19 protein-coding genes are annotated in these 24,516 nt (G+C 57.5%); 12 read left to right on the plus strand and 7 right to left on the minus strand.

Features of this window, described 5'->3' with window-relative positions; genetic code table 11:
• Positions 1 to 597 precede the first annotated feature (597 nt).
• Positions 598 to 1,029, minus strand: coding sequence for a VOC family protein (locus EOA19_RS05550; protein WP_245486069.1), 432 nt, complete (start codon positions 1,027 to 1,029; stop codon positions 598 to 600).
• A gap of 308 nt (positions 1,030 to 1,337) precedes the next feature.
• Between EOA19_RS05550 and EOA19_RS05555 the strand changes: the two genes are divergently transcribed.
• The 3 genes from EOA19_RS05555 to EOA19_RS05565 all read left to right on the plus strand — a co-directional run bounded on the left by EOA19_RS05555 (position 1,338) and on the right by EOA19_RS05565 (position 3,021).
• A complete protein-coding gene (locus tag EOA19_RS05555; RefSeq protein ID WP_023812734.1) occupies positions 1,338 to 2,048 on the plus strand; it encodes an SDR family oxidoreductase in 711 nt (236 codons plus the stop codon).
• Positions 2,049 to 2,285: 237 nt separating this feature from the next.
• Positions 2,286 to 2,549 carry a hypothetical protein gene (locus EOA19_RS35790; protein WP_245273263.1) on the plus strand — a complete coding sequence of 88 codons (264 nt, stop codon included), beginning with the start codon at positions 2,286 to 2,288 and terminating at the stop codon, positions 2,547 to 2,549.
• Positions 2,550 to 2,784: 235 nt separating this feature from the next.
• Positions 2,785 to 3,021, plus strand: coding sequence for a 4-oxalocrotonate tautomerase family protein (locus tag EOA19_RS05565; protein WP_128302954.1), 237 nt, complete (start codon positions 2,785 to 2,787; stop codon positions 3,019 to 3,021).
• On the opposite strand, the gene EOA19_RS05570 is transcribed toward EOA19_RS05565, so the two are convergent.
• The gene (locus tag EOA19_RS05570) at positions 2,999 to 3,502 is read right to left on the minus strand and encodes a hypothetical protein (protein WP_128302955.1); all 504 of its coding nucleotides are present in this window, start codon (positions 3,500 to 3,502) and stop codon (positions 2,999 to 3,001) included. The two genes, EOA19_RS05565 and EOA19_RS05570, sit on opposite strands and share 23 nt — an antisense overlap.
• Here EOA19_RS05570 and EOA19_RS05575 point away from each other — a divergent pair.
• The gene (locus EOA19_RS05575; protein WP_128302956.1) at positions 3,489 to 4,190 is read left to right on the plus strand and encodes a type 1 glutamine amidotransferase domain-containing protein; all 702 of its coding nucleotides are present in this window, start codon (positions 3,489 to 3,491) and stop codon (positions 4,188 to 4,190) included. The genes EOA19_RS05570 and EOA19_RS05575 overlap by 14 nt on opposite strands.
• Positions 4,191 to 4,694: 504 nt before the next feature.
• On the opposite strand, the gene EOA19_RS36365 is transcribed toward EOA19_RS05575, so the two are convergent.
• The gene (locus EOA19_RS36365; RefSeq protein WP_164892856.1) at positions 4,695 to 4,943 is read right to left on the minus strand and encodes a heme-binding protein; all 249 of its coding nucleotides are present in this window, start codon (positions 4,941 to 4,943) and stop codon (positions 4,695 to 4,697) included.
• 528 nt (positions 4,944 to 5,471) lie between these two features.
• Between EOA19_RS36365 and EOA19_RS05585 the strand changes: the two genes are divergently transcribed.
• The 3 genes from EOA19_RS05585 (at position 5,472) to EOA19_RS05600 (ending at position 8,116) form a co-directional block, all read left to right on the plus strand.
• Entirely contained in the window at positions 5,472 to 6,068 is a 597-nt protein-coding gene (locus tag EOA19_RS05585) for a redoxin domain-containing protein (RefSeq protein ID WP_023812737.1), read from the plus strand.
• 550 nt (positions 6,069 to 6,618) lie between these two features.
• The gene (locus tag EOA19_RS05595; RefSeq protein WP_023812738.1) at positions 6,619 to 6,894 is read left to right on the plus strand and encodes a hypothetical protein; all 276 of its coding nucleotides are present in this window, start codon (positions 6,619 to 6,621) and stop codon (positions 6,892 to 6,894) included.
• A gap of 106 nt (positions 6,895 to 7,000) precedes the next feature.
• Positions 7,001 to 8,116 carry a redoxin family protein gene (locus EOA19_RS05600; protein ID WP_023812739.1) on the plus strand — a complete coding sequence of 372 codons (1,116 nt, stop codon included), beginning with the start codon at positions 7,001 to 7,003 and terminating at the stop codon, positions 8,114 to 8,116.
• A gap of 1,246 nt (positions 8,117 to 9,362) precedes the next feature.
• On the opposite strand, the gene EOA19_RS36370 is transcribed toward EOA19_RS05600, so the two are convergent.
• Together EOA19_RS36370 and EOA19_RS05610 are read right to left on the minus strand one after the other, a co-directional pair.
• Positions 9,363 to 9,488 carry a hypothetical protein gene (locus tag EOA19_RS36370; RefSeq protein WP_023812740.1) on the minus strand — a complete coding sequence of 42 codons (126 nt, stop codon included), beginning with the start codon at positions 9,486 to 9,488 and terminating at the stop codon, positions 9,363 to 9,365.
• Between the two features lie 45 nt (positions 9,489 to 9,533).
• Entirely contained in the window at positions 9,534 to 10,358 is an 825-nt protein-coding gene (locus EOA19_RS05610; protein ID WP_164892871.1) for an enoyl-CoA hydratase/isomerase family protein, read from the minus strand.
• 414 nt (positions 10,359 to 10,772) lie between these two features.
• On the opposite strand from EOA19_RS05610, the gene EOA19_RS05615 reads away from it, so the two are divergent.
• Entirely contained in the window at positions 10,773 to 16,670 is a 5,898-nt protein-coding gene (locus EOA19_RS05615) for an AAA family ATPase (RefSeq protein ID WP_128302958.1), read from the plus strand.
• Here EOA19_RS05615 and EOA19_RS05620 read toward each other — a convergent pair.
• Positions 16,665 to 17,069 carry a response regulator gene (locus EOA19_RS05620; RefSeq protein WP_031213567.1) on the minus strand — a complete coding sequence of 135 codons (405 nt, stop codon included), beginning with the start codon at positions 17,067 to 17,069 and terminating at the stop codon, positions 16,665 to 16,667. The genes EOA19_RS05615 and EOA19_RS05620 overlap by 6 nt on opposite strands.
• A gap of 216 nt (positions 17,070 to 17,285) precedes the next feature.
• On the opposite strand from EOA19_RS05620, the gene EOA19_RS05625 reads away from it, so the two are divergent.
• Both EOA19_RS05625 and EOA19_RS05630 read left to right on the plus strand, forming a co-directional pair.
• Positions 17,286 to 17,921, plus strand: a complete 636-nt coding sequence (locus EOA19_RS05625) for a response regulator (RefSeq protein WP_128302959.1) — start codon at positions 17,286 to 17,288, stop codon at positions 17,919 to 17,921.
• A gap of 734 nt (positions 17,922 to 18,655) precedes the next feature.
• Entirely contained in the window at positions 18,656 to 21,232 is a 2,577-nt protein-coding gene (locus EOA19_RS05630; protein WP_164892857.1) for a PAS domain S-box protein, read from the plus strand.
• Between the two features lie 288 nt (positions 21,233 to 21,520).
• On the opposite strand, the gene EOA19_RS05635 is transcribed toward EOA19_RS05630, so the two are convergent.
• Positions 21,521 to 21,913 carry an alpha/beta hydrolase gene (locus EOA19_RS05635; RefSeq protein WP_245486071.1) on the minus strand — a complete coding sequence of 131 codons (393 nt, stop codon included), beginning with the start codon at positions 21,911 to 21,913 and terminating at the stop codon, positions 21,521 to 21,523.
• A gap of 478 nt (positions 21,914 to 22,391) precedes the next feature.
• On the opposite strand from EOA19_RS05635, the gene EOA19_RS05645 reads away from it, so the two are divergent.
• Both EOA19_RS05645 and EOA19_RS05650 read left to right on the plus strand, forming a co-directional pair.
• On the plus strand, positions 22,392 to 22,784 hold the full coding sequence (locus tag EOA19_RS05645; RefSeq protein WP_128302961.1) for a hypothetical protein: 393 nt from the start codon (positions 22,392 to 22,394) through the stop codon (positions 22,782 to 22,784).
• 236 nt (positions 22,785 to 23,020) lie between these two features.
• Positions 23,021 to 24,055, plus strand: coding sequence for a hypothetical protein (locus tag EOA19_RS05650; protein ID WP_128302962.1), 1,035 nt, complete (start codon positions 23,021 to 23,023; stop codon positions 24,053 to 24,055).
• Positions 24,056 to 24,516: the final 461 nt, after the last annotated feature.

Consider the following 24,516-nt stretch of genomic DNA (forward strand, 5'->3'; position numbering starts at 1 on the left):
GACGCTGCACCATGTTTGATGAACAAATGGATCTTGTAGCGGCCGTCGCGGTCTGCCTCTGCGACGTGCGTTCGCATTTAGCGGCGGTGCAGGGAACGACCGTGTTTGTAAAGCGAACGGAACCTGCATCCGCCGGTCAGGGCTCAATGCGCCCAAAATTCCCGGCCTTGTCTTCGACGATGCGACTTGCAAGATCGCCGTTCTGCTTCAAAGCGTTTCGAGCCAGGGTCACTCCAAGGTGAGTCGAGCGGACGCCCTCAGGCGGGGATGCGCCGGCCTTCGTGATTTATCGACACCGTTTAGCGCCAGTGTTAAGTCGAGCAAACCGTCACCACGTCCTGCGTTTCCTTGAAGCGCAATGAAAACCACGCAATGCATTCAGTCAGATCGCACGAGATTTGATTGCAATAGGCGTGGGACGTGGTGACGTAGTCGAGCCCTGCGCGAGCCGAACCTGAATCAACAAATTCGCTTACCGCTCAGATCCCCAGACGGCTTCGTGAAGCTGCGTCGTGAAGCTGGTGTCGGTAGGAGCTCCAGGTAGACGCGCCGTCACCTCCTGCAAGGTCCATCCGTTGCCGTCGGGATCCTCGAACGTCAAATAAGAGGCATAGCTCTTCCTATCGGGATTCGGCCCCTTGGCAATTCCCTTGCCGTTAGAGTGATGGAAGATTCCGCCGACGTCGTGGAAAGGTCGCTGACTTTTACGCCGCGTCGTACGAGGTCGTCGCGCGCGGCAAGGATGTCGGGCACGACTAGATGCATGCCCTGGGCAGAGCCGGGCGCCGCCGTGGTGATGTTCTGGCCGAACATCACGGAGCCTCCTGAGCCGACTGGGGTTAACTGGACAATGCGGTAATCGTCGCCCTTGCCGTGGTCGATGTCCAGCCGCCAGCCCAGGTTTTTGTAGAACGTTAAAGCACGATCCACGTCGGATACCGGGATTACAACGAGTTCAAGATTCATGCTGGGCGGACTGGTGTCTAATGTCTTAGCCGGTGGTTTCGCTTGCAGCGTCGGGTCGGTCATGTCGGCTCCTATTGTTAGCCCGCCGCAGGGTCTTTTCGCGGTGACGTCAGGTAAACAAGGTGGATTCTGACCGGTATTGTCCGAAGGTGTGCCCGACACTTTGGTATTGGCTGCGGCCCACTCGTTACGCCTGAATCGCGAAGCGCCGATAAACTACGCGCAATAGACATTCTGCCGAAAAGCGGTGAAGTGAATGCCGCTGCTCAGCAATTCTCCCGATGATTGTGAGCCCTTAAATCAATCGCACCAACGCCGAGGGCGCCGGGCGGCTCGAGCAAGGGCCGCAGCAATTGAAAAGGATATATACTATGAGCAATCAGCAGAAGGTCGCTATAATCACTGGTGCATCACAGGGCATCGGCGAAGGTCTTGTCCGCGCCTATCGCCAGCGGAACTACCGCGTGGTCGCCACCTCGCGTTCGATCAAGCCGGGTTCCGATGACGGCGTGCATGCCGTAGCGGGCGACATTTCCAATCCAGAGACCGCCGAGCGCGTCGTCCGCGAGGCGATCCAACGCTTCGGTCGGATCGACACGTTGGTCAACAACGCAGGCGTCTTCACTGCAAAGCCTTTCGTCGACTTTACGCAGGAAGACTACGACCTGAACTTCGGCGTGAACGTTTCGGGCTTCTTCCATATCACGCAGCGGGCTGCGAGGGAGATGCTCAAGCAGGGTTCCGGCCACATCGTCAGCATCACGACGAGCCTTGTGAACCAGCCGGTGTCGAGCGTTCCCACGGCTCTCGCTTCGCTCACAAAGGGCGGATTGAACGCTGTGACGAAGGAACTGGCGATCGAATTCGCCAAGACTGGGGTCCGGGTGAACGCCGTATCTCCCGGCATCATCAAGACTCCGATGCACGCGCCTGAAACTCACGAGTTCCTATCCGCTCTCCACCCGGTCGGCCACATGGGCGAGATCAGCGACATCGTCGACGCCGTGATTTACCTCGAGAACGCAAATTTCGTCACGGGAGAGATCCTACACGTCGACGGTGGCCAGAACGCTGGCCGCTAGTAGGTTCACCAGGAAGCGGGTCACGTGGCGTGGTTACGCCGCGGGCCCTGCCGACAAACTAAAGGAAAAAAATGGAACTCGTGCTGGCCGCCGATCCGATGTGCTCTTGGTGTTATGGATTTGCCAAGCAAATGGAACTTCTGATGCATCGGCGTCGGGACGTCTCATTGACGATCATCCTCGGTGGACTGCGCGCCGGAGCGACCGAGACGCGGGCAAGCAGTTCAGACTGCACCATTGGCGAAGGTGGAGGAGGCCAGCGAGGTGCCGTTCAACCGTGAAGGCCTGCTTGCAAGGACTGGGTTCGTCTACGACACCGAGCCTGTATGCCGCGCGGTCGTTACCGCCCGGATCCTTCGCCCGCAGGCGGATCTTCTCAAGGTTTTCCGTGCATTCCAGCACGCGTTTTACGTCGATGCGCTTAACACCACGAACGGCTTCGTACTGGCGGAGGTGGGATCCCGCGCTTTCAAGGACTTAGTCACCCGTCAACCCCGATGAATTCCTCGAGGCCTACAGGAAGCGGAGTACCATCGAAGAGGTCGCGACAGACTTCGCGACGGCTCGTGCCATAGGCGTTTCTAGCTTTCCCACGCTGTTCCTCAAGAAGGGTGGAACTCTGCGAAGGGTCGGCGCTGGCTATGCGCATGTCGATGAACTGGAGAAGCATCTTGCGGCAATGGCCGCCTAGAAACCTAGAAAAAAGATTCGAAATCTTGAACGAGGATATTACGAAATGCCCATAGTCACTGTACAGGTAACGCGTGAGGGCTCGGCTCCTGATCGCAACTCGGTCACGGCCGAAGAAAAGGCCGCCATCATCGCGGGCGTCAGCCAAGTCATGCTCGACGTCCTCAATAAGCCGCTCGAATCAACCTACGTGGTCATCGAAGAGGTCGAGCTCGACAACTGGGGCTGGGGAGGTCTTCCAACCGTCCAGTATCGGAAGACTAAGGCCGAAGGGAAAGCCTGACATCGAGTTGATCTCGTGAAGCTAACATGACGCCGCCGGCGGCCCGGCGGCATTTGGTTCCGCCGCGCGGAGCGCCAAAGGATGCGAAGCTCTTGCGTTCGAGTAGTTCTTCAACAGAACGCTCCGGGCATCGGGCATACCATCGTGCAGTAGCGTTCGCTTCTGTCTGTAGGATCCTGCTGCAGATGGAGCGTTTCGGCAAAGGCGGAGACCAGTTCCTGGCAGCGAGATCGGGAATGATTGCTGACTGGCCGTGTGGATTGGGGTCCCGTTCTCGAAATTTGAAGCCCATGAAAGTCTGAGCGACATTGTTGCGGCTCAAGACCATCTGCTTCGGACCACGCTGTTGCTCAACCGATACCAAGGTGCTGGCGATACCAATGTGCAGATGCAAAGCAGGATGATCCCAGACAACATTCCATTCGTACGGCCACCCGCTGTGAAACAGAAATGGAAGGAACTTACACATGAAGATTCTCATGGTATTCACCTCGCATGACATACTTGGAAACACCGGGCGAAAGACGGGCTTCTGGCTCGAGGAGGGCGCTGCACCCTACTATGTCTTCCGCGATGCGGGATTCGATCTGACGCTCGCGTCACCCAAGGGTGGGCAACCCCCGGTCGATCCGAAGAGCGATCTGCCAGAGAACCAGACGCCTGCCATGACGAGGTTCAAGCAGGACGAGGCCGCGCAAAAAGTGTTCGCCACCACGAAGAAATTGAGCGAAGTCCGTTCCGATGATTTCGACGCCATCTTCTATCCAGGCGGCCATGGTCCAATGTGGGACCTCGTGGACAATCCCGACTCCATCAAGCTCATCGAGTCCTTCTACAATGCCCGCAAGCCAGTGGCTGCCGTCTGCCACGCGCCCGCTGTCCTGCATCGCGTGACCTATCAAGGTGCTCCGATCGTCAAGGGGAAGCGGGTGACGGGCTTCACCAACGGTGAAGAAGAAGAAGTGCAACTGACGAAGGTCGTGCCGTTCCTCGTCGAAGACGAACTCAAGCGGCTCGGCGGTCTCTATGAAAAAAAGGGGAACTGGGAAATTTTCGCAATTACCGACGGCAGGTTGATTACCGGACAGAACCCGGCATCTTCCACCGCAGGAGCGCAGGCGCTCGTAAAGCTTCTGAACAGCGCGGCGGCCAGTGCTACCGCCGCATAGCCCTAACCGTGAGGCGAAAAGAGAGAGGTCGCGGGACCAGTGTCGCGCGGCCTTGCGACTTAGTGGTGGAAAAAATTGGCGCGCTCCAGGAGGCGATTCTGGCAAGGACCTTAGCCGGCGATATATTTGCACGGAGGACGTCGGCGGACTTCCTCTATGCCGCGAGTCACCTATGCCGCAAGTCACCGTTCCAGTAGTGGTGCAGGTTTTTTTGTGCGTGGCTCCTCGAGAGACTCACAAATCTCTCGGCAGTACCAACCGCTCAAAGCCGAAGTCCTGCGATGAATGGAGACGAAAGAGAGCCAGCGGCGTCGCAAGGAAACTAGGTCACCACGGCTGGGGCGAGAGTCTCCGGGTCAGCGTTCCTGAGAAGCTTAAGCGCTGCCTCCAGTATCCCAACATCCTGGGCAACAGTGCCGCCGCTTATACCGACGCCGCCGACGACTACGCCGTTTTGCACGAGAGGTGCGCCACCACCCATCGCGCAAAAGCGTTCTTGTGACATCAAATGAAAGAGTCTTTACCGGGCTGCACGAGATCGAATAATGCTGATGTTCGTAGTTGCGTGAGCGCGGAGGTGTAAGCCTTGCGCTCTGAAATCAGCATCGAAAAGGCGAGGGCGCCGTTCATCCTATGCTGGAGCACAGTGTTCCCGTGAACATCGATCACGCTGACGCCCATCGGAACTTGGGCACGCAGAGATTCCGTCTTCACATGACCGGCGATGTCCTTCGCCAGAGCAAGCATGTCCATGTCACTGTTCCCCTGTTGAGTTGTGTCAGGTTGGAATGACTGGGAGTTTGCGGCGGCAGCAGCCATATCGCTACTGAACCTTGGTATCGCCGAGACAAAGTATTCGGCTGCGTCACCTTCTCGGAGCGGATCCGATCAAGGAAGCTGAGGGCAGGCTCCAGCGAGGAGCATCGGCGAGTGCGCAGGACGTGCGGTTCGGACTGGGCCTCGGCATCATCAATGCCGAGCAGTGAAGTCCACCTAGGCGACGCCGACGTCTTTTAGGAGTTGGCAGGCGACATGGATGAGTGACGCCAGCTTTCGAATGCGCAGAGCGTGTGACGCTTCCCGCCAGGGATTCTCACGAGGGCACCGTCACACCGGCAAGATATAGCCACCTACTCCGGTCGGCGATACGATCGTATTATAGATTGCCAATGGCTTTGTTCGCTATTTTCACTGAGACGGTCCGGGTGGACTGCGACGGCGGATACGGGCTACCTGCCCTCGCAGGGCTGGCTCGCGAATGCCAACCCGTAGGGAAACAATATGAGATCGGACATCGTGCCGGGCGCGCCATTTCCAGACTATGAATTGAGCGATCACACGGGAAAGCGACGTAGGCTGTCTGAACTCCAAGATTGGAATCCGATGGTGATTGTCCTTAGTCGTGGCAGCTTCTGCCCCAAGGACAGATGCCAAGCGGAACGCCTGCTTCAGCTTCATCGTGAGATGGAGGTAGGATACTGTAAGATGGTCACCATCAGCACTGACACCGTCGCGGAAACCCACGAGTTTCGGAGCGGCGTAGGGGCGCATTGGCCTTTCCTGTCAGACCCGCGACGTACCATCCAAAAGGATTTAGATATCGCGGAGTACACGGATCCGGCGCACAACCCAATGATACCACACGTCGTTGTTCTCGAGCCCGGACTGATCGTTTACAGTGTGTATAACGGCTACTGGTACTTCGGCCGCCCCACAATCGAGGAGCTGCGGCAAGACCTCCGGGCCGTTGGGCGGAAGTGTTTCCCGGACTGGGACATTACGCAACCAGAGCTTCGAACCGCTTGGAAACAAGGCCGCAAGGAACAATTCTATCCGTACGGTAGGTCCTTTTCCCAAACTCTTGCCGACGAACCGTAAGGGACTGGTAGAAGGCAGTGGGAAGGGCGAGTGCCAGCCAGCTTGTTCCGTCCCATCTCGGGTCCGCAGCGACATCCGAAGCGTAACCTGGATATTCTCACGGACTGCCAGCCCCCACGGACCAGCATTCGGACTGACTGCCTTGCCTTCACCGGCACTACTGTAGGTATTTGGACAGGAGCGCTTGAGAAAGTCCAATCCGAACTTGTACGCACTATCATGAGCCTGTGCTGCTCTGACAGCATCGATTGCGCACGAGGTAGACCAGCCGCTTTCAGGCATTATCACCAATGCCGGCGCCTGCCTCCGGGCACTGGCGGCCGATCCACAAAACGTGGATGGAGCGCTGGAAATTGCGCGGCGTTCCATTCGGGACGGCAATCGGGCGGCCGATGTGGGTGTCGGTACAAAAGTATCGCCGATACCAACGTGCAATAGCATCCAATAGATCGCTTAGGTCATCTGCATATCACTTCTGACCCTCGTCAGATGTACCTTTGGACGCCCATCGTCATTGGGACGATGGCGAAACCCAAGAGAGGTCTACACCATGAACATCAAAGCGATTGGTCTCGGTGCATTTGCACTTTTTTGTGTCGGCAGCACAGCCCTCGCCGGCGCACTCGATGTCGTCGACAACATCGGGCCATTCTACACCGACGCCTCGATGAAGACCCTGAAGCCTATGCCTGAGTTCAAGGCGGTCTTCATGGCCAAGCCGAAGCCCATGCGCGAAATGATCATGCGCGAATGCAACGACGCAGCGATGAGCAAGCCCTATGCCGAGTTCTGCGCCAACGTGAATGCCCTCGGCGGGATGAAATAGTCCCCCGTCATTGCCCCCGCGAACGGCGCCTAAAATGGTGGCGGGCAAGCCCGCCATCAATTTTCCGCGTCGAAGACCACAATCAAACCATGGAGGGAGTTCGCGCATGAAGACGAACCTCTTGTTGGCCTCGTTCCTACTCATCACTTCGATTGGGCTGCCGAATGGCAGTTTTGGGGCCGACGCTATGGGTCTATCGATGAGTTCCAAAGGATCACACGGCTTATCCGTCCAGGGCTCGATTTTCGGCTGGTTTGCCGGCCAATCGGAGTTGGCGTCAATCACGCAAGCCGACGAGTGGCTCAATTCGCCACCACTGACGCCGACGGCACTCCGTGGAAAAGTCGTCCTTGTGAGTTTCTGGACTTACACCTGCATCAACTGGATGCGCGCACAACCCTATCTCCGCGCTTGGTCGAAAAAATACCAAAGCCAGGGGCTGGTCGTAATTGGCGTCCACTCCCCGGAGTTCCGGTTTGAGAAGAACGTCGAGAACGTCCGCCGCGAGGTGAAAGCGCTGGGGGTCGACTATCCCGTCGCCATCGACAGTAAGGGAGCGATCTGGAGCGCTTTCAACAACAATTTCTGGCCGGCATTCTATTTCATCGATGCTCAAGGGCGAGTGCGTGATCAGCATTTCGGTGAAGGTTCATACGACGAGTCCGAGAAGATCGTTCAGCGATTGCTGGCAGAAAGTGGCAACGAGGTCGTAGGCAGTGATCTGGTGTCGGTCGATGCGCGCGGCCTCGAAGCCGCTGCGGACAAAGCCAACCTGAAGTCTCGGGAAAATTATGTCGGCTATGAACGCACCCAAGGCTTTGTTTCCCTGGGCGGAGTAATTCGCAACAAGTCGCATCTCTTTGAAGCGCCGGCACAGTTGCGCCTGAACGAATGGGCGCTTTCGGGCGACTGGATCATGGCAAGCGACGGCGTGTCGGTGAAAAGGACCAACGGCCGCATAACGTACCGATTTCACGCCCGCGATCTGCATCTGGTGATGGGGCCGGCATCGCCGGGAACGTCCGTGAAATTCCGCGTCCTTATCGATGGTCATCCACCAGGCGGATCTCACGGACTTGACGTCGATGAACACGGCAACGGAACGGTAAGCGAACAACGCCTGTACCAGCTTATCCGGCAACTAGGGCCCATCGTAGACCGCCAATTCGATATCGAATTTTTTGGCCCTGGCGTCGAGGCATTCTGCTTCACTTTTGGCTGATTACGAAGCTGTCGCCCATCCCCGTGCCCCTTTGATCGAGCCGAGCAAAAGCGGGATTAGCAAGTGGAGGGATCAAAGCTGTCGATTTTTGGGTTCGGCGACTACGGCGCGTTGGTTGGTGTGCAGGCTACCCAATCGATGCTTTGCTATCTCTGGTGCGGCGAGTTCCGAAGGTATCGGCAACACGTTGGTGCAATGGATTTGCGCATCAGGTCGTCAATTTGTCCTGCACTTTCCGAATGGTTGGGAAGAATACGAGGGGCGCCATGATTGAGTTCTTTCTAGCGGTTTCGTCCGCTGCCGGTTCCGCCAGGTTGGTCCACGGATCGTCGTGCGGGACGCCAACGCCCTGGGAACTGCTCGTAGGCCTCGCGCTGGCTTTTTGGAGAAGACTATCAACCTCGACGTCACGGCGTTAACCGCGCCGCCCTTCCGGCTAAGTCGGCCAAGCGTGGGTGAAGCACTCGACATTCCTGAGAGTGCCTCGAACGTTCGTTACGTCATATCGCTTTTTCCACACCCCAACTGCGTTCCTCGCGCCGGCTGCGGTGGATCCCCAAGCCGTCGACTTTCATGGACCCTCGATGGTATGCCATCCTGACATCGGCAAGACGCTCTCAAGGTGCCGGCAAAGCCGTATTTTGCATCGCACTTCTTGTTCGTCCTCCAGGCCCACCAAAATTCACTTATAACATTTTGATTTTAGTGCTGCTTTGTGCCGCGGCCCACAAAGTGGACTCACCCCCCCTCGATAGAAGTCAGCTTGGGACAAACTGCCGTCTAATAGGCACGAGAGTTCGCCCGCTTGAGCGATTGAGAGCATGTATGAAAGACAAATAGACAGTGCTGGAACAGAACCAGTGTTCGAAGTTGCCGCGATGTGGCGCGCGATCACGATCATGCGACTGCTGGACCTTCTGGCCAGAAACCGCGTCGCGTGCTGGCCGTGCTGGAGCGGCCCTACATTGCTTTTTTGGTTGTTCGTCTGCGGCTGACTGCGTGGGCGTCCTCTTCGATAGCAGCGGCTATGCAGGATCTCGGTAGATGCATGCCGCATGGCCCACGAGCGGCCAAGGCCCAAAGGACGACAGCATCATACCACCGAGGGCCATTTTCCGCGTGAGCCGCCACCTAGAAGCGATTGGCCTGGCTGGACGAGCGGCAGGATGTCCGCCGTGCGCAGGCGTACGAGGGCAGAAGTATACCTTTCGCTCGGAAATCTCGAGCGCGAAGATAGGCGCGCCGTTCATCCGGTGTTGGAGTACCAGATTGCCGTGAACGTCGATGATGCATACTGCGACTGGACGTCGGCCTTTGTCGCTTCCGCTTCCACACGTTCGGCAACCAACTTCGCTTTCTTGGGCAGATCCATGGGATTAGCCTCTGTTTGAGAGGACGCCGTTGCCATCGACAGCGGTTATCGCGGCGGCAACTCGCCTAGGTGAAAAGCCAGCCGATTCTCGACATCTCCGGGCGCCTGGAAGCCCTTAGCGGTAAGCGTTCTGATCCCTTCCTGAGCGGCGGGTCGGCTCAGCGAGGCGATGCAGGCTTCCCAGCCCGCGCCCAGCTCGACATCTGGTGGAAGGCTGGCGTTGACCAAGCGCTTGGTCTGCGCGATCGCCCATTTATCGAACCTGGAAATGCGCGTGGCGAGCGCATCAACGTACGCGTCAAGATCTGCGTCAGGCAGCGCCTTATTCACGTACCCATACGCCTCGGCCTGATCTCCGAGGATGTCCTCGGAGGCCAAAAGGACCTCCATAGCCCGATTGCGACCGATCAGGTGAGGCAGACGGGCCATCGGCCCGCCGCCGGCGACCATACCCACGCCAACCTCCCACTGGGAGATGATGGCCTTTTCCTTGCTAGCGAAAGCCATATCGCAGGCAAGGGTGATTTCGCTCCCGTTACCCGTCGCGCGACCTCGGATTAGAGCGATCGAGGCCACAGGCGCGCGCGTCAGTCGCACAAGAAAATCCGGCCAGGGCGGCAGCCCTGTAGACCCCGGCGGCAGCGCGAGCATATCCTCGATCCGTGCCTTGAAGTCTGAATGGTTGAGGAAGTATCCGTCGATGCTACTGTCGAACACCACAACTCGAACGTCTTCGTCAGCCTCAATGGTGTCAATCAGATGTGTGAATTCTTGCACCATCTGCGGACCCATGACATTGAGCGGAGCATTGTCAAACGTAACTCGCCAATAGGCGGGCGTCCGGCGTGTCAGGCGAATCTGCGAGGTCATTGTCTTGGCGTCCACTTGACCCTCCTTCGGTGTTTGCATCCTGGATCTGTTCAACATGAGGCACCGGCTTCCGGCACGCGATTGGACCAACGTATCGTCAGGACCATAGTGTCGGTCTGGCAGAGCAGGGCCGACGGTGATTCAAGCGGGCTTCTGCGCCGTCCCAAGCCGCGCCGTGCCGTCCTGCCTTGTTTTCGGGCAGCCCGATTTCTCACGCTCGAACGCAACAACGCGCTCCATCCTGCAGATAGTTGGCAAAGGCCATGTCGGCATCAGCCACCATCTGCGCTGCCCGGCTAGCAAAACGTCCCTAAACGCGTCAGATTGTTGCTTATTAGATGCCGCATCGGCGTGCCTCGGGCAACTCAATGGAAGGTGCCCGCGGCCGATCCGGTGTGGCCCGGAGTCTGACGAATGGAGCCGCCACCGATCGGCCAACACTATTCACGCAACAACTCTCAGATTTTGTGGGAGGACGGGGAGCGAATATTCCGTCGCGGCTTGCGATCGACCGACAATGGTGAACACCGTGCTGTCCTCATGGTGGAGCTTGCCGCGAGGCGCCCATCACGCGCAAGCGTCGATCGCCTTATGCATGAATACGAGCTTCGGGATAAGCTCGACGAGGTATGGGCGGCGCGACCTCTGGATTTCGTACGCGAAGGTGGTCGAACCACACTGATACTCGACGATGAGGGGGGCGAGCCACTCGACCAGTTGTTAACGGGGCCTATGGAAATAGCTGACTTTCTGCGCTTGGCCATCGGAATTGCAGAGGCTGTTGAGAGGCTGCACCGCAGCGGGTTGATCCACAAAGACATCAAACCCGCGAATATCCTGGTTAACGCTGCGACTGATCAAGTGCGGCTGACGGGTTTCGGTATCGCATCGCCGTTACCGCGGGAGCGCCAGCCAGTCCACCCTGCTGACACGATCGCCGGTACGTTCGCCTATATGGCGCCAGAACAGACCGGGCGAATGAACCGGTCGATCGACTCCCGCAGTGACCTCTACGCTCTCGGCATTACCTTCTATCAAATGCTCGCCGGAACTTTGCCGTTCACGGCCGAAGACCCAATGGAATGGGTACACTGCCACCTCGCTAGGTGGCCCGTCGCGCCTGCTGAACGGTTGGGCGATATCCCCGACATCGTTTCGGCCTTGGTAATGAAGTTGCTCGCGAAGACGGCTGAAGACCGCTACCAAACCGCGTCCGGCCTTGAGAGCGACCTTCGCCGCTGCGCGCACGAATGGAGGGCGCAGCGCCGGATTGACGACTTTTCGCTTGGCAAACACGACACGCCGGATCGCCTTTTGATTCCGGAAAAACTGTACGGTCGGCAGAGAGACATCGGGACTTTGCTTGCCGCGTTCGACCGGGCTGTCAAAGGTGGCGAGCCCGAATTGGTGCTGGTTTCCGGCTATTCCGGCATCGGCAAATCCTCGCTTATCAACGAGCTTCAGCCGGTACTCGTTCCTCCGCGGGGGCTTTTTGCCTCCGGCAAGTTCGACCAGTACAAACTCGACGTTCCCTACTCAACGCTTGCACAAGCCTTCGAAAGCCTGATCCGGCCGCTACTCGGCAAAAGCGAAGTCGAACTTGCTCCGTGGCGCGATGCGTTGCGGGAAGCATTGGGCCAAAACGCAGCACTGATTGTCGACCTCGTTCCCGAAATAAAGCTCATTATCGGAGTGCAGCCTCCGGCGGTTGAGCTGCCGCCTCAGGACATGCAACGGCGTTTCCATCTGCTGCTTCGGCAGTTCATTGGCGTATTTGCGCGGCCTGAGCATCCCCTGGCCCTCTTCTTCGATGATTTGCAGTGGCTCGACGCCGCAACTCTCGACTTCCTTGAGGATCTGTTGAGCCGGTCCGACCTGCACAATCTTCTTCTCATCGGTGCGTACCGCGACAATGAAGTCACGGCGGCTCACCCCCTCATGCGCAAGTTGGACATGATGCGTCCCCTCGGCAGGATTGAGGAAATTAAGCTCAACCCGCTGACGGTACCGGATCTGGGGGAACTTGTTGCTGCCTCGTTCCATTGCGAAGTCGAGCGGGCGTCCTCCCTGGCCCAACTGGTTCATGCGAAGACGAACGGCAATCCTTTCTTTGCGATCCAGTTCCTGCACGTATTAGCCGACGAAGGCCTCCTAACCTTCGATCACGAGCAGAGGCAGTGGACCTGGGACCTTACTAGTATCAGCGCAAAGCAATATACGGAAAATGTCGTGGAGTTTCTCGCCCCGAAGCTGGCGCGATTACCGCCCGACACGCAGAACGCGTTACGGCAGCTCGCCTGCCTCGGTAACTTTGCCGAAGTGGCGACGCTCTCGATGATTCTGGAGATGCCCGAGGAACAGATGCATGGCGTCCTCTGGGAGGCGCTGCGCGATCAGCTGATCTACCGCCTTGATCGCAGTTACAGGTTCGCTCATGACCGCGTGCAGGAAGCCGCTTATGCGATGATCCCGAGAAGGTCGCGAGCCAGCGCACATTTGACAATCGGTCGACTGCTCGCATCCGGTATCCCACCGGAAGAGAGAGGCGAGGCGATCTTCAACATAGTCAACCAGTTTGATCGAGCCGCGAGACTGATCACCACCGAGCCGGAACGCGAACAAGTCGCTGAACTAAACCTGATTGCCGGGAAAAGGGCAAAAGCGGCAGGCGCCTCAATGGCGGCGCTGAGATATCTCTCGGCCGGCCGTTCCCTGCTTGGGAAAGCAGCATGGGCACGGAACCGTAGGCTCATCTTCGAAATCGAGCTCCAATTGGGCGAGTGCCAGTATCTGCTTGGGCGACTAGCGGAAGCGGAACGGCGCCTCTCAGCGCTGTCGAAGCGCGCTCAAAACCCCGTCGATGCCGGCGCTGTCGTCTCTCTGCGCGTCAACCTCTACATGGTAATGGATCGAAGCGACGATGCCGTCGCCTTGGGTCACGCCTATCTGCGTCGGCATCAACCTCGATGGCGGCTGAACCCGACAGCAGAAGATGTCAGGAAGGAATGCGGTCGATTGTGGCGGCAGATCGAGACGTTATCGATCGAGTCGCTGCTTGATCTGCCAGCGATGAGCGATCCGAACCAGCAGGCGACGATGAACGTACTAACGGCGGTGATTGGAGCAGCGCAGTTCACCGACGTGAATCTTTTTCACCTCATCATCATCCATATGGCTGCTCTCAGCCTTGAATACGGAAACACCGAAGGCTCGTGTCTTGCGTACGCAGTCTTAGGCAGCGTGCCAAGTCCGTATCCGGACCAAGCTCAGGCCGGATACCGGGTGGGTAAAATTGCCTTGGAATTGGTCGAGAAGCGCGGATTCCATCGCAGCAGGGGTATCGCCCACTATGGATTTACACTTTTCATCGCGCACTGGATACAGCCCCTGGCTACCTGTCAGGAACTGTTCCAACGCGCCTTCGAGTCCGCTCGGGCTGTCGGCGATCTGACCATTGCGTCCTTCGCTCGGGTCGACCTGGTTACAAATCTTTTGGCAACGGGACACCCACTTGAGGAGGTCGAGGACGAGGCCAACAGCGCTCTCGCTTTTGTGCAAAGCGTGGGCTTCGGGCAGATCGGCGACGTCATCGTAGCGCAAATCAGGTTGATCCGGGCGCTCCGAGGACAAACAAATGATCTGAATTCGTTCGAGGACGATGAATTCCGCGAAAGATCTTTCGAGCAGCGTCTTGAAGGCGATGCTCGCCTGGCTATCGCCGCCTCGCGATATTGGATTCGAAAACTGCAGGCCAAGGTCCACGCCGACGACTATGTTGGAGCGGTGGAGGCCGCATCGAAATCGGAGTCGCTTCTTTGGACGCTACCGTCCCAGCAAGAGCTGCCTGAATACCATTTCTATACAGCGCTCGCCTGGGCTGGACATTGCGAAGCCGCTATTCCCGAGGGCCGGCATCATGCTCTGCAGGAATTGCGCTCTCATCACGACCGGATCGCTCATTGGGCCGAGAGCGGGCCCGAGAATTTCGCCAATCGCGCAGCACTCCTCGGCGCTGAACTGGCCAGGCTTGAAGGACGAGAAAATGATGCAATGCAGCTTTACGAACGGGCAATTCGCCTGGCTCGCGAGCAAGGCTTCTTACATAATGAAGGGCTGGCTAACGAGTTGGCCGCGCGATTCTGGGCTGCCCGCGGCTTCGAGACGATTGCGAACGCGTATTTTCGAAACGCCCGTGACTGCTATCTCCGCTGGGGAGCCGATGGAAAGGTGAGGCAACTCGATCGGCTGCTTCCTGGGCTCAGGCCTGAGCACCCGATCGCCGGTCCGACCTCCACGATCACGACGCCGGTCGAGCATCTCGATCTCGCGACGATCATCCGAGTCTCGCAAGCGCTATCGGGCGAGATGGTACTGGAAACGCTAATCGACAGGCTCATGCGATCGGCTATCGAGCACGCAGGCGCCGAGCGGGGGCTTCTGATTTCTCCCGAGAGTGGAGAATTGCGGATAGACGCAGAAGCGACCGCGCGTGGCGAGGTCGTCGTCGTGCGAGTACCAGAACAGCGGGCGCCCAGCACGGCCCAGATGCCAGAGACGCTAATTCGCTACGCAATACGAACCGGAGAGACCGTGATCCTCGGTGATGCAGCGGCCCGAAACGCATTTTCTGGCGATGTTCACATCGTTCAAGGCCATGTTCATTCCATCCTCTGTCTCCCGTTGGTCAACCAGGGTAAGCTGATCGCCGTTCTCTATCTTGAAAACAATTTGATCCGAGATGTGTTCACGCCGGACCGTGTCACCGTCCTGAAGATGCTTGCGTCGCAAGCTGCAATTTTGCTCGAGAATACGCGACTTTATCGCGATCTGGCGGATCGAGAGGGAAAGATCCGGCGCCTCGTTGACGCCAACATCCTGGGCATCTGCATTTGGAGTGACGAAGACACCATCGTTGAAGCCAACGAAGCTTTCCTGCGTATCCTTCATTACGAGCGTAAGGATGTCGTGTCCGGCCGGTTGCGTTGGAAGGACCTGACCCCAGCAGAGTGGCGCGAACGGGATGAACGTGCCATGGCAGAGCTCCGAGCAAACGGTACCTTTCAAGCATTCGAGAAAGAGTTTTTTCGTAAGGATGGTGGTCGAACGCCTGTGTTGCTTGGCGGCACTCGATTTGAAGAAGGCCGTAACGGAGGCGTCGCCTTCGTACTCGATCTGACGGAACGCAAGCGCGCCGAAGAGGCACTCCTTGAAAGTGAACGAAACTTACGGTCTGCAATTGATGGGATACCCGGCCTCGTTGCGATCTTGGCTCCCAACGGTGAAGTCGAAGCCGTAAATCGCCAAATCGTCAACTATTGTGGCCGGCATTTGGATGAACTGAGGAGCTCGGGCCTAGGCGGAATTGTACATCGTGACGACCTGTCGCGCCTTCTAGAGATTTTCACCAAGTCTATCGCCTCGGGCGTTCCCTATTCGATCGAGGCGCGCTTGCGACGGTTCGATGGCGAATTCAGGTGGTTCGACATCCGCGGCATTCCAGTCCGCGACGCATCGGAGCGCATTACCCGCTGGTACGTTCTGCTGACCGATGTCGAGGATCGCACGCAAGCGTTGGTCCGATTGCAGCAGATGCAGTCGGATTTCGCTCACATCAATCGCGTGAGCACAATGGGAGAGCTGGCTGCTTCGCTATCTCACGAAATCCTGCATCCCATTGCCACGGCGCGTAACAACGCGCGCGCGGGAATGCGTTTTCTGGAGATGGATCCGCCAAATCTGGATGAAGCCAGGGAGGCAATCGGCTGTGTCGTCAGAGACGCCGATCGGGCTCGGGACATCGTCGGCCGTGTACGCGATCACATCAAAAAAGCGCCTCCGCGTAAGGAACCCTTCGATCTCAACGAGGCGGTCCGCGAGGCTCTTGCCATGGTACACAGCGCATTCGCGAAAAATAAAATCGCGATCACTGCTCGATTGCCGGAAGAACAGATTCCTGTTCAAGGGGATCGCGTTCAGCTGCAACAAGTAATTGTAAACTTGGTTCTCAACGCTGTGGACGCGATGGGTTCGGGTAACGAACGAGCAAATGAGCTAACGGTCAGAATCGAACGAGGGGAAGCCGACGGAGTGGTGCTCGTCAAAGTCGCGGACACAGGGCCAGGCATTAGTCCGCAAAATCTTGAGCGTATGTTCGAACCCTTCTACACCACCAAGGACAGCGGAGTAGGGATGGGACTGTCGATCTGCCAATCCATTATCAAAAGCCATGGTGGCCAGCTATGGGCGGAGCCGAACAAGCCTTTCGGCGCCCTATTTCAGTTTACGCTGCCACCTCCGCGGGACGACTCATGAATATTCTCCGAATGGCTTGGCGCTTAAGGCCAAGCTAAGGCAGTGCTCAAGCTCGCCATCGTCCATCGGCTTCCCAAGGTAACAAACCACGCCGTCTTTCATCGCCTGTTTTTTCGCTGCTTCATCGGGGTATGCCGTCACCAAGATGGTTGGGAGGGCGCACCTCACCTTGACTAGATGTCGATAGAGCTCAATGCCAGTCATGCCGGGCATGTGAATGTCGGCGACCAGGCAAGCGGTCTCAGCCAAGACACGAGAGGCCAAAAAATCGGCAGCTGATGGAAAGGCCTCTACATTGTAGCCCAATAGTGTGATCAGTCTCCGCATCGAGTCGCGAAATAGCTGATCGTCGTCAACAATCGATATCAGCGCTGGCTTTGATATGGCGGGATCAGGCATCTTAGCCTCGCTTCGACGGCGCTCCTCGATCTCGCGCCTGCGTACACCGCTAGTGTCAACCGCAGTTCCTTGTGATGCAATGCCGCGATCCCTAAGCGATGGCTTAGATCGCTCAGCCGTTCGCTTAGATGAGAGGTGCTGTTCGACTTCGGCGACTGCCTGTAGGATGAAGCTGATATCGTCGGAAGATGCACTCCGCTTAAAGGCAAGTACCGGATGGGTGACGCAAATCCCAGTGTCCTGATCATTGATGACGATCCTGAGTTTCGTGACTCGGTTGCGCGCCTGTTGCGGACGGTCGGCTTAGAGACACGGCAATTTTCGTCCGTTTCCGAATTTCTCAAGGCTAATCCCACGGACGGCCCCACCTGCCTGGTTCTGGATGTGAGGCTGCCGGGGCAGAGTGGTCTCGAGTTTCAGCGCGAGCTAATTGCAGCCAATCGACAACTGCCCATCATCTTTATGACGGCGCATGCTGACGTAACGATGAGCGTGCAAGCGATGAAGGGCGGTGCGCTGGAATTTCTCACCAAGCCTTTCCGCGATCAGGATCTACTTGATGCCGTTGAGACCGGCCTTGCTCGCGATCGGGCCCACAAGGATCGCGACAAGATGCTGCGTGCGCTTCGCGAGCGTTTCGGCTCGCTTAGTTCCCGGGAGCGTGAGATCTTCGTCGAAGTCGTTGCCGGCCGCCTGAACAAGCAGATTGCCAGCGATCTCGGGATCTCCGAATCCACCGTCAAGGTACATCGGACAAATCTGATGCGGAAAATGAGGGCGCAGTCGCTTCCCGAACTCAGCCGAATGGCGGGTGCGCTGAACTTGGTTTCGGACGAGCCTAGGCATCAGTAATCGGGCAATTGGCGTCATCGACGCCAGCTTTACATGGACACTTGCCCCATGTGATCGGTGCTTTGGCACGGTGAATTCAGAACGCGTCGGAAGAGACGCATGCCCTCCTCCTAAACGATAGCTTATCCCAGTCGACTACAAGAGAACTATCGAGTCCCAGCGGCCAATAGCGCACGGCCGATTAATCGTCATTTTAGTCACCAAATGAGAGCCCTTCAGAGCTCGCGAAAACGACTACGGCTTAGTCAGGATAGACCAGAACCACGATCGCTCGCCCTGGACCAAGATGACAACCTGGAACCACTATGATCTCGAACCGCAGCCTAGCACCAGACTGCGGGCAAAGGAGCCGGCTCTGGATCGCCGGATCGGCTGGCATCGTGCCGAGGGGTTGATCATGCTTTCTTGGGCTGTTCACAAAGAAACTACTTTCGGAATCCAGCCAACCAAAGCCGTTGCACCGTGGTGCCTGGAAATGGTGATCGGACTAGGTGCGATCACCGGCGAAACTGACGTCTAGGCTACAAGACGGTTCGACGATGCGAATGCCCTCACGCACCACCCCTGGCGGCGAGATCAACCGAACAGAGAGGGTCGCACGAACAAAGCCAAAGAGGCATCCGATCGAGCCTGCCGAGCACTTGGCGACAGGCGCGGTGGGGCGCTGGCGCGATAGAAGGCAAACGCAAGAACGGCTTGCGGAGTCTCGTGGCAGTTTCAAGAGGACTGCAGCAATGGAGATTGATCAGAGCGAGATATTGAATGCGCTTCCGGTCATGGCGTGGACAACATTGCTGGACGGATCTGTAGATTTCATCAATCGACTCTGGTGGGAGTACACGGGCTTTCGAATGGGCCAAAGCGGTGGCTGGGAATGGCAGGCTGCGGCCGAGCCGAGTGATCTGCCACAACTGCGTGAAGAGTGGCAAGTGATCCTGAAATCCGGGAAGCCAGGTGAGATGGAAGCGCGCTTGCGGCGCTTGGACGGGAGGTATCGCAGGTTTCTTATGCAGTTCAACCCGTTGCAGGACAAGGCCGGACGAGTCGTCAAATGGTTGGGGGTAGCGACCGACGTCGAGGATGTTCGGCGCGCAGAGCAAAAGCTGCGGCGAGGCGAGCTCGACCTGCAGTTGAGTATCGACAGCATCTCTGTACCCACGGAGGTGACGACGGCCACAGGCGAAGTCGAGGGCGTCAATCGACCTGCTCTGGAATTTTTTGGCAAGACATTGAACGACCTGAAGGAACGGAAAGCCTCCGAAGTCGTCCATCCAGATGATCTCGAACAATCGATTGCTGTCCAATTGGAGGCGCACCGGTCAAGGAGCGCATACAACATGGAGAGCCGGCTTCGCCGAGCCGACGGGGTGTACCGCTGGAACAACGTCCTCGGCATGCCTTTGCCGGACCAGCCAGGTAACATCCTACGTTGGCTCGATTTGCTCATGGACATCGATCAAAGGAAGCGGGCCGAAGACGCGCTGGCCGCAAGCGAGCGCAATCTGCGGCTGACCATCGATACTATTCCGGCCCTGGCATGGTCGGCGCGACCGGACGGTGCGGCCGAGTTTTTGAGTAAGCATTATCTCGACTACATTGGAGTGTCGGCAGAAAAAGCCCAAGGCTGGGGTTGGTCGTCAGCTGTCCACCCTGACGACCTGGCTGGGCTTACCGCAATCTGGAAGTCTTTGCTCGCCTCGGGATTGCCGGGCGAGGCCGAAGCGCGGCTTCGTCGCTTTGATGGCGAGTATCGATGGTTCATCTTCCGCGTAAGTCCGTTGCACGACGACAGTGGGAACATTGTCAAATGGTATGGTGTCAATACTGACATTGAAGACCGGAAGCACAGTGAGGAAAGCTTCCGCGCAATCGTCGAAACGACGCCCGAATCCGTGAAGGTGATTGCACGCGAGGGCACCGTGCTGCGTGTAAATTCCGCCGGCGCGGTCATGGCTGGCGTTTCGTCGGCCGACGTGCTGGTCGGCCAGAACTTCTTTGACTTTGTCGCTACCGAGCACCGCGAAAAGTATAGGGCATTCCACGACAGTATCTGCGCCGGGCAAAAAGCCTTCATCGAGTTCGACCTGATTAATGCGCTTGGCGTTCGCCGTCACGTGGAGACCCACGCGGCTCCCTTGCGCAACGGAGACCGATCAGTCGCGCAACTGGGAATCACACGCGACATAACCGAGCGAAAGCAGATGGAAGAAAGGTTGCGGCGCAGCGAGGCATTTCTGGCAGAAGGACAGGATCTGGCTCGAATGGGGAACCTTTCCTGGCGTGTGGCGAGTGGCGACATCGTCTGGTCCGAACAACTCTACCGGATCTTCGAGTTCGAGCAGGGGACTAGGGTAACGCTCGATCGGATTGCCAGCCGGATCCATCCTGAAGATGAGCCGCAGTTGCAGGATATGGTGGCGCGGGCCAAGCGCGGTGAGAGCGATTTCGAATACCAGCCTCGAATCGTGCTGCCTGACGGCTCCATCAAGTACCTACGTTTGATAGCCCACCGTGCTCGCGATGATGAAGATCAGGTCGAGTATATCGGGGCAGTGCTCGACATTACGCAACGCCGGCGCTCTGAGGAAGCGGTGGAGAAGCTGCGATCGGAGCTTGCCCAGGTCACTCGCGTAATGAGCCTTGGCGCATTGACAGCCTCGATAGCTCACGAGGTCAACCAGCCGCTCGCGGGAATACTCACCAATGCCAGCACCTGCCTTCGCATGCTCGCAAGCGATCCACCCAATATCGAAGTCGCCCGAGAGACAGCGCGACGTGCGATACGTGACAGTAATCGTGCCACGGATGTGATCGCGCGATTACGTGCGCTCTTTAGCAAGCGCGAGGTGACCAATGAGCCCGTCGATCTCAACGAGGCCGCGCGAGAAGTCATTGCACTGTCGTCGAGCGATTTGCAGCGCAACCGCGTGATGCTCCGTGCCGAACTGGCTGACGACTTACCGCCGGTCGCCGGCGATCGCGTGCAACTGCAGCAGGTGATCATGAACCTTCTGCGCAACGCCTCGGACGCTATGAGCGTCATCGACGATCGTCCGCGGCTGCTATCCGTCTGCACAAGCCGCGATGCAGATGGCCAAGTTCGCTTTTCTGTACGCGATGCTGGCATTGGGTTCGGGACGGAGGGCACGGAACGGCTTTTTGAGGCGTTCTATACTACGAAGAGCGAAGGCATGGGAATCGGACTGTCCGTCAGCCGATCGATCGTCGAGAGGCACAACGGTCGGCTTTGGGCGCAAGCCAATGACGGTCCCGGGGCGACATTCTCGTTCTCGATACCAGATTGTGGCTGAAATACTCTCCCTCATGCAGAGCCATGGAGCGGCAGGCATCCGATCGGGCTATCGTCGTACCATCAATTGACGTGCGATGCGAAGCTCAAGCCCTCCTGCAATGCCCCGTGAAGGCTTGAAAGCCGCGGCATCATCTTTGCAGTCGACACAAAGTCCTCGTGATCGCTTGACGCCGGCGCACAAATTCGCTCGCGAATCCGGTTCGTCATGCCGAGCGTGGCAACATGCAGCATAAGTACCCGGTCGGTCGAGGCTATTCAAATGCGACCAACATTCAAAGGGGACGTCCTACTTTAAGACGCCCTGGATGAAGAGCAGGTCCTCATCCCGCGGAAAATCACATATCCCTATGGCGCTCGCCGCATCCTGGATCAGCGCGGCCACCTCATGGGGGTGGGAGACCATTACTAGGTGCGAAGCGTCCGGGACGACCACGACCTCCCGAGCATGGGCGCGGGTGGCCATGAAAGCCATAGCAGGGGGCGGAATGTTGCGGTCTGCGGCGCTGTAATTTGACCAGGACGGGATCGTTTTCCACGCCGCCCGAACCGTTCGGTCGGACAGGGCGGCTCGATTCACAGGACGCTGGGCGGCGCCAATCAGCCGCGCGTCGGCATCGTCTTCACCGCGGCGAAGCTGACGGCCTTTATTATCGCTCCGCTTTTTCGTTGCGGCGGTCAAGCCGACAGCATGCCTGCGCGCTGGGATCGTCACCCTTCTGCTGGCAACTGCCGCAATGACATTGTCGGTGGATCTCACCTGGATCAGCGTCTGCCGTATGGTCCAGGGGCTGGCCGGCGGCACAATCCTCGTCGCCGGTCAGACACTGCTGCTCTTTCGTTTCCGGAGTCGAAGCCACGCGGAGACGAGCCCTCCAGTCATTCAGGAGCTAGCTCAAGAGGGTCAGCGCGACAGGGTTGTAGTGCGATCGGATCGCCGGGGCTTAAAGGGCGAGGGGTGATTGGGAACACCCGATGGACCACTCTCAATCAAGCATCGCAGCGCTCCTCTTCGCAGGGAATTGAGCCGTTTCTTCCTCAAGGGTGTGTGCGGAAGTTTGAAGGTCTGCGAAATTCGCCGTACTAGGCCGTGAACTCATAAATGCGGTATGACTGAGATGGGTGTGGAAAGAGGACATCCGCTTCTATAGGGATGGAGGATGGTAGACCCACTACTTCTCACCTTCGTTGCACCAATAGTCGTGATCGTTGCCTCCGCTATTGGCTTGCGGTTCGGTTTCCCCTTTGGCTCGCCATTCCATTTGATGCCGTTGTTTTCGTGGTGGCCGGGTATTCTTCATGAGGGCGTTCAGCAGAGCTGCCTCATTGCTGAAAGCGAATGCATTGGCGCAACAGCCACTGTCTACATCGTCTCCGGCTTCTGGTTCATGGCCGTTGTGACCCTGATCGCCAGCGCTGCCCTCGAGCATCTCGCCGGAGGCTTTTACGTCGACCAGATAGGCGCGGATAAGGCAAATGCTGCCGTGGTCAGAACAAGCCCACGCTCATCTTCGTCCCGAAGCAGGCTGGCGAGACGGTTCAAACCGTCGTGAAAGTTTGGGGCTCTGACTTTGTGGGGTCCACGGCGCAGTTCTCCTACCGCGTTGTCTTAACAGCCTTCTCACTTCTTCCAAGTGGGTATGCCTTGGGAAAATGCACGCCCCTTGTACCCGGAACCCGACACCGCGGGTGGCCATGCTGGTTGAGCTAGCTTCACAATTACTAGTTTGCGCTGTACTCATGTGAATGGGGAAATATTAGACATGGGTGCAGCAAAGGGGCGAATATCGTGGCAGAGCTTACCGGGGCGGGTGCCATAGAAATCATCCCGATCCACTTCGACGTACCCGAACACCACCTTGAACTGAAAACCTTCATTGAGACTGCCGCACAGACAGAGCTGATTATAGCAGGTCTCAATGAGTACCTGTTTGAAGGAAGGCTTGAATATCAAGTTCTAGTACTACCGCCAGAAATCGGAACATTCAAAACCAGATTGGCAATAGCTGCTGCAACCGCTGCGACAATATCATGGGGTGCTGTCGAAAGCGACATTGGAGCGGCATTCATCAAGGGGCTCACCGGGCATGAACCAGTCTATTGGTCGGAACTCGCTGGTGGTTATGTAGGCGAGTTGCTCGCCGACGAGATGAAAGTACCGCCTTCCGCCACTGACGCCCGAATAGAATGCCGTACGGGCGCACTAATCCTAAGCGAGAGTACAAAATCATTCTTGCAAAAAGACGTTTCAGAACTCAACAAGATCGGTATTCGTCCGACGCAATTCCGAGAAGGGTATGAGGCTCGCAACAAATTCTATGAAGCATGTGCTGCAGATACTAAAATACAGGGAGTTGGGTTCACTGATGCCGATGAATTTCCAATCAGGCGCGGTGACTTCGGGCGGTTGCATGTGGCGCTTCCGCCGAAGGAAAAGGATCTCGATGACCGGCCATGGCATGTTGCAATTGATACCGTCAAAGTGACGTCGCCCAATTGGGAGCGCGGCGACAAGCAGCGACAATGGAAGGGCAGAGACAGTTCAGGCCATGAGCGGCTTTTCAGGATCGAAGACGAGCAGTTCTGGCACCTTGTCACAAATCAAAAGCTGAATCCGCACATCTTCGATACCATAAAGGTGCAGTGGGCTTTCCGTTCAGAAATGGGCAAATTGAAGGACACCCGCGTTCTGCGGGTCCTAGAATATAATGAAAATACCCTAGCGCCGCCGCTTGATGGCAACGCATTGGATGCACTCCTCGGCCAGTATGGAGATATGGTTGGCAGCGCAGCCGGTTCGGGAGGCTTATTCGACCGACTCTGATGACTCGGCGACGCTCGGTTCATCACGAAGTGAATAGGATCCAAAGGCTGGGAGCCTTTTCTTTGGAAAACCATACGGATCGGCGGGTCATTCTTAGTCTGGATCGTTTCGCTGCCTGATCGGCCCGTTGCGGTAGGTAGGTAGGTGGGCTTTCTCAGATGAGGTATCCGGCGACAATGCTCACGCCGACCGTAATGTTCGCTCCTAAAGATTGCAGCCAGAAGCCGTCTGTTCGCTTTCGGCCCCAAGGCTGCCGGTCAGCAATGCGCCTCAATGTGTCATTCCCACGACGCCGTCCATCCACCAAAGCGGACATCACACATTTGCAGGCCACAGGCAAGTTGTGCGCCCGACATCCATCTCGAACGACTGGGGTCGGTCCTACGCGGACCATCCGAACAATGGCTCGGAGCTATCTTCCTTTGGCTCGGCAGTAGTGCCAGAGTGGACGGAGGGAGCAC

This window comes from Mesorhizobium sp. M7A.F.Ca.US.010.02.1.1 (assembly GCF_004023085.1).
GTDB lineage: Bacteria > Pseudomonadota > Alphaproteobacteria > Rhizobiales > Rhizobiaceae > Mesorhizobium.

What these genes read in the sequence shown, in the direction of transcription:
- EOA19_RS05570 (WP_128302955.1), bottom strand. Translation starts at nt 3,502, where the DNA reads ATGAGAATCTTCATGTGTAAGTTCCTTCCATTTCTGTTTCACAGCGGG.
- EOA19_RS05645 (WP_128302961.1), top strand. Translation starts at nt 22,392, where the DNA reads ATGGTAGACCCACTACTTCTCACCTTCGTTGCACCAATAGTCGTGATC.
- EOA19_RS05595 (WP_023812738.1), top strand. Translation starts at nt 6,619, where the DNA reads ATGAACATCAAAGCGATTGGTCTCGGTGCATTTGCACTTTTTTGTGTC.
- EOA19_RS05625 (WP_128302959.1), top strand. Translation starts at nt 17,286, where the DNA reads ATGGGTGACGCAAATCCCAGTGTCCTGATCATTGATGACGATCCTGAG.
- EOA19_RS05600 (WP_023812739.1), top strand. Translation starts at nt 7,001, where the DNA reads ATGAAGACGAACCTCTTGTTGGCCTCGTTCCTACTCATCACTTCGATT.
- EOA19_RS05550 (WP_245486069.1), bottom strand. Translation starts at nt 1,029, where the DNA reads ATGACCGACCCGACGCTGCAAGCGAAACCACCGGCTAAGACATTAGAC.
- EOA19_RS05565 (WP_128302954.1), top strand. Translation starts at nt 2,785, where the DNA reads ATGCCCATAGTCACTGTACAGGTAACGCGTGAGGGCTCGGCTCCTGAT.
- EOA19_RS05555 (WP_023812734.1), top strand. Translation starts at nt 1,338, where the DNA reads ATGAGCAATCAGCAGAAGGTCGCTATAATCACTGGTGCATCACAGGGC.
- EOA19_RS05585 (WP_023812737.1), top strand. Translation starts at nt 5,472, where the DNA reads ATGAGATCGGACATCGTGCCGGGCGCGCCATTTCCAGACTATGAATTG.
- EOA19_RS05615 (WP_128302958.1), top strand. Translation starts at nt 10,773, where the DNA reads ATGGAGCCGCCACCGATCGGCCAACACTATTCACGCAACAACTCTCAG.
- EOA19_RS05620 (WP_031213567.1), bottom strand. Translation starts at nt 17,069, where the DNA reads ATGCCTGATCCCGCCATATCAAAGCCAGCGCTGATATCGATTGTTGAC.
- EOA19_RS05630 (WP_164892857.1), top strand. Translation starts at nt 18,656, where the DNA reads ATGGAGATTGATCAGAGCGAGATATTGAATGCGCTTCCGGTCATGGCG.
- EOA19_RS36365 (WP_164892856.1), bottom strand. Translation starts at nt 4,943, where the DNA reads ATGGACATGCTTGCTCTGGCGAAGGACATCGCCGGTCATGTGAAGACG.
- EOA19_RS05610 (WP_164892871.1), bottom strand. Translation starts at nt 10,358, where the DNA reads ATGACCTCGCAGATTCGCCTGACACGCCGGACGCCCGCCTATTGGCGA.
- EOA19_RS05575 (WP_128302956.1), top strand. Translation starts at nt 3,489, where the DNA reads ATGAAGATTCTCATGGTATTCACCTCGCATGACATACTTGGAAACACC.
- EOA19_RS36370 (WP_023812740.1), bottom strand. Translation starts at nt 9,488, where the DNA reads ATGGATCTGCCCAAGAAAGCGAAGTTGGTTGCCGAACGTGTGGAAGCG.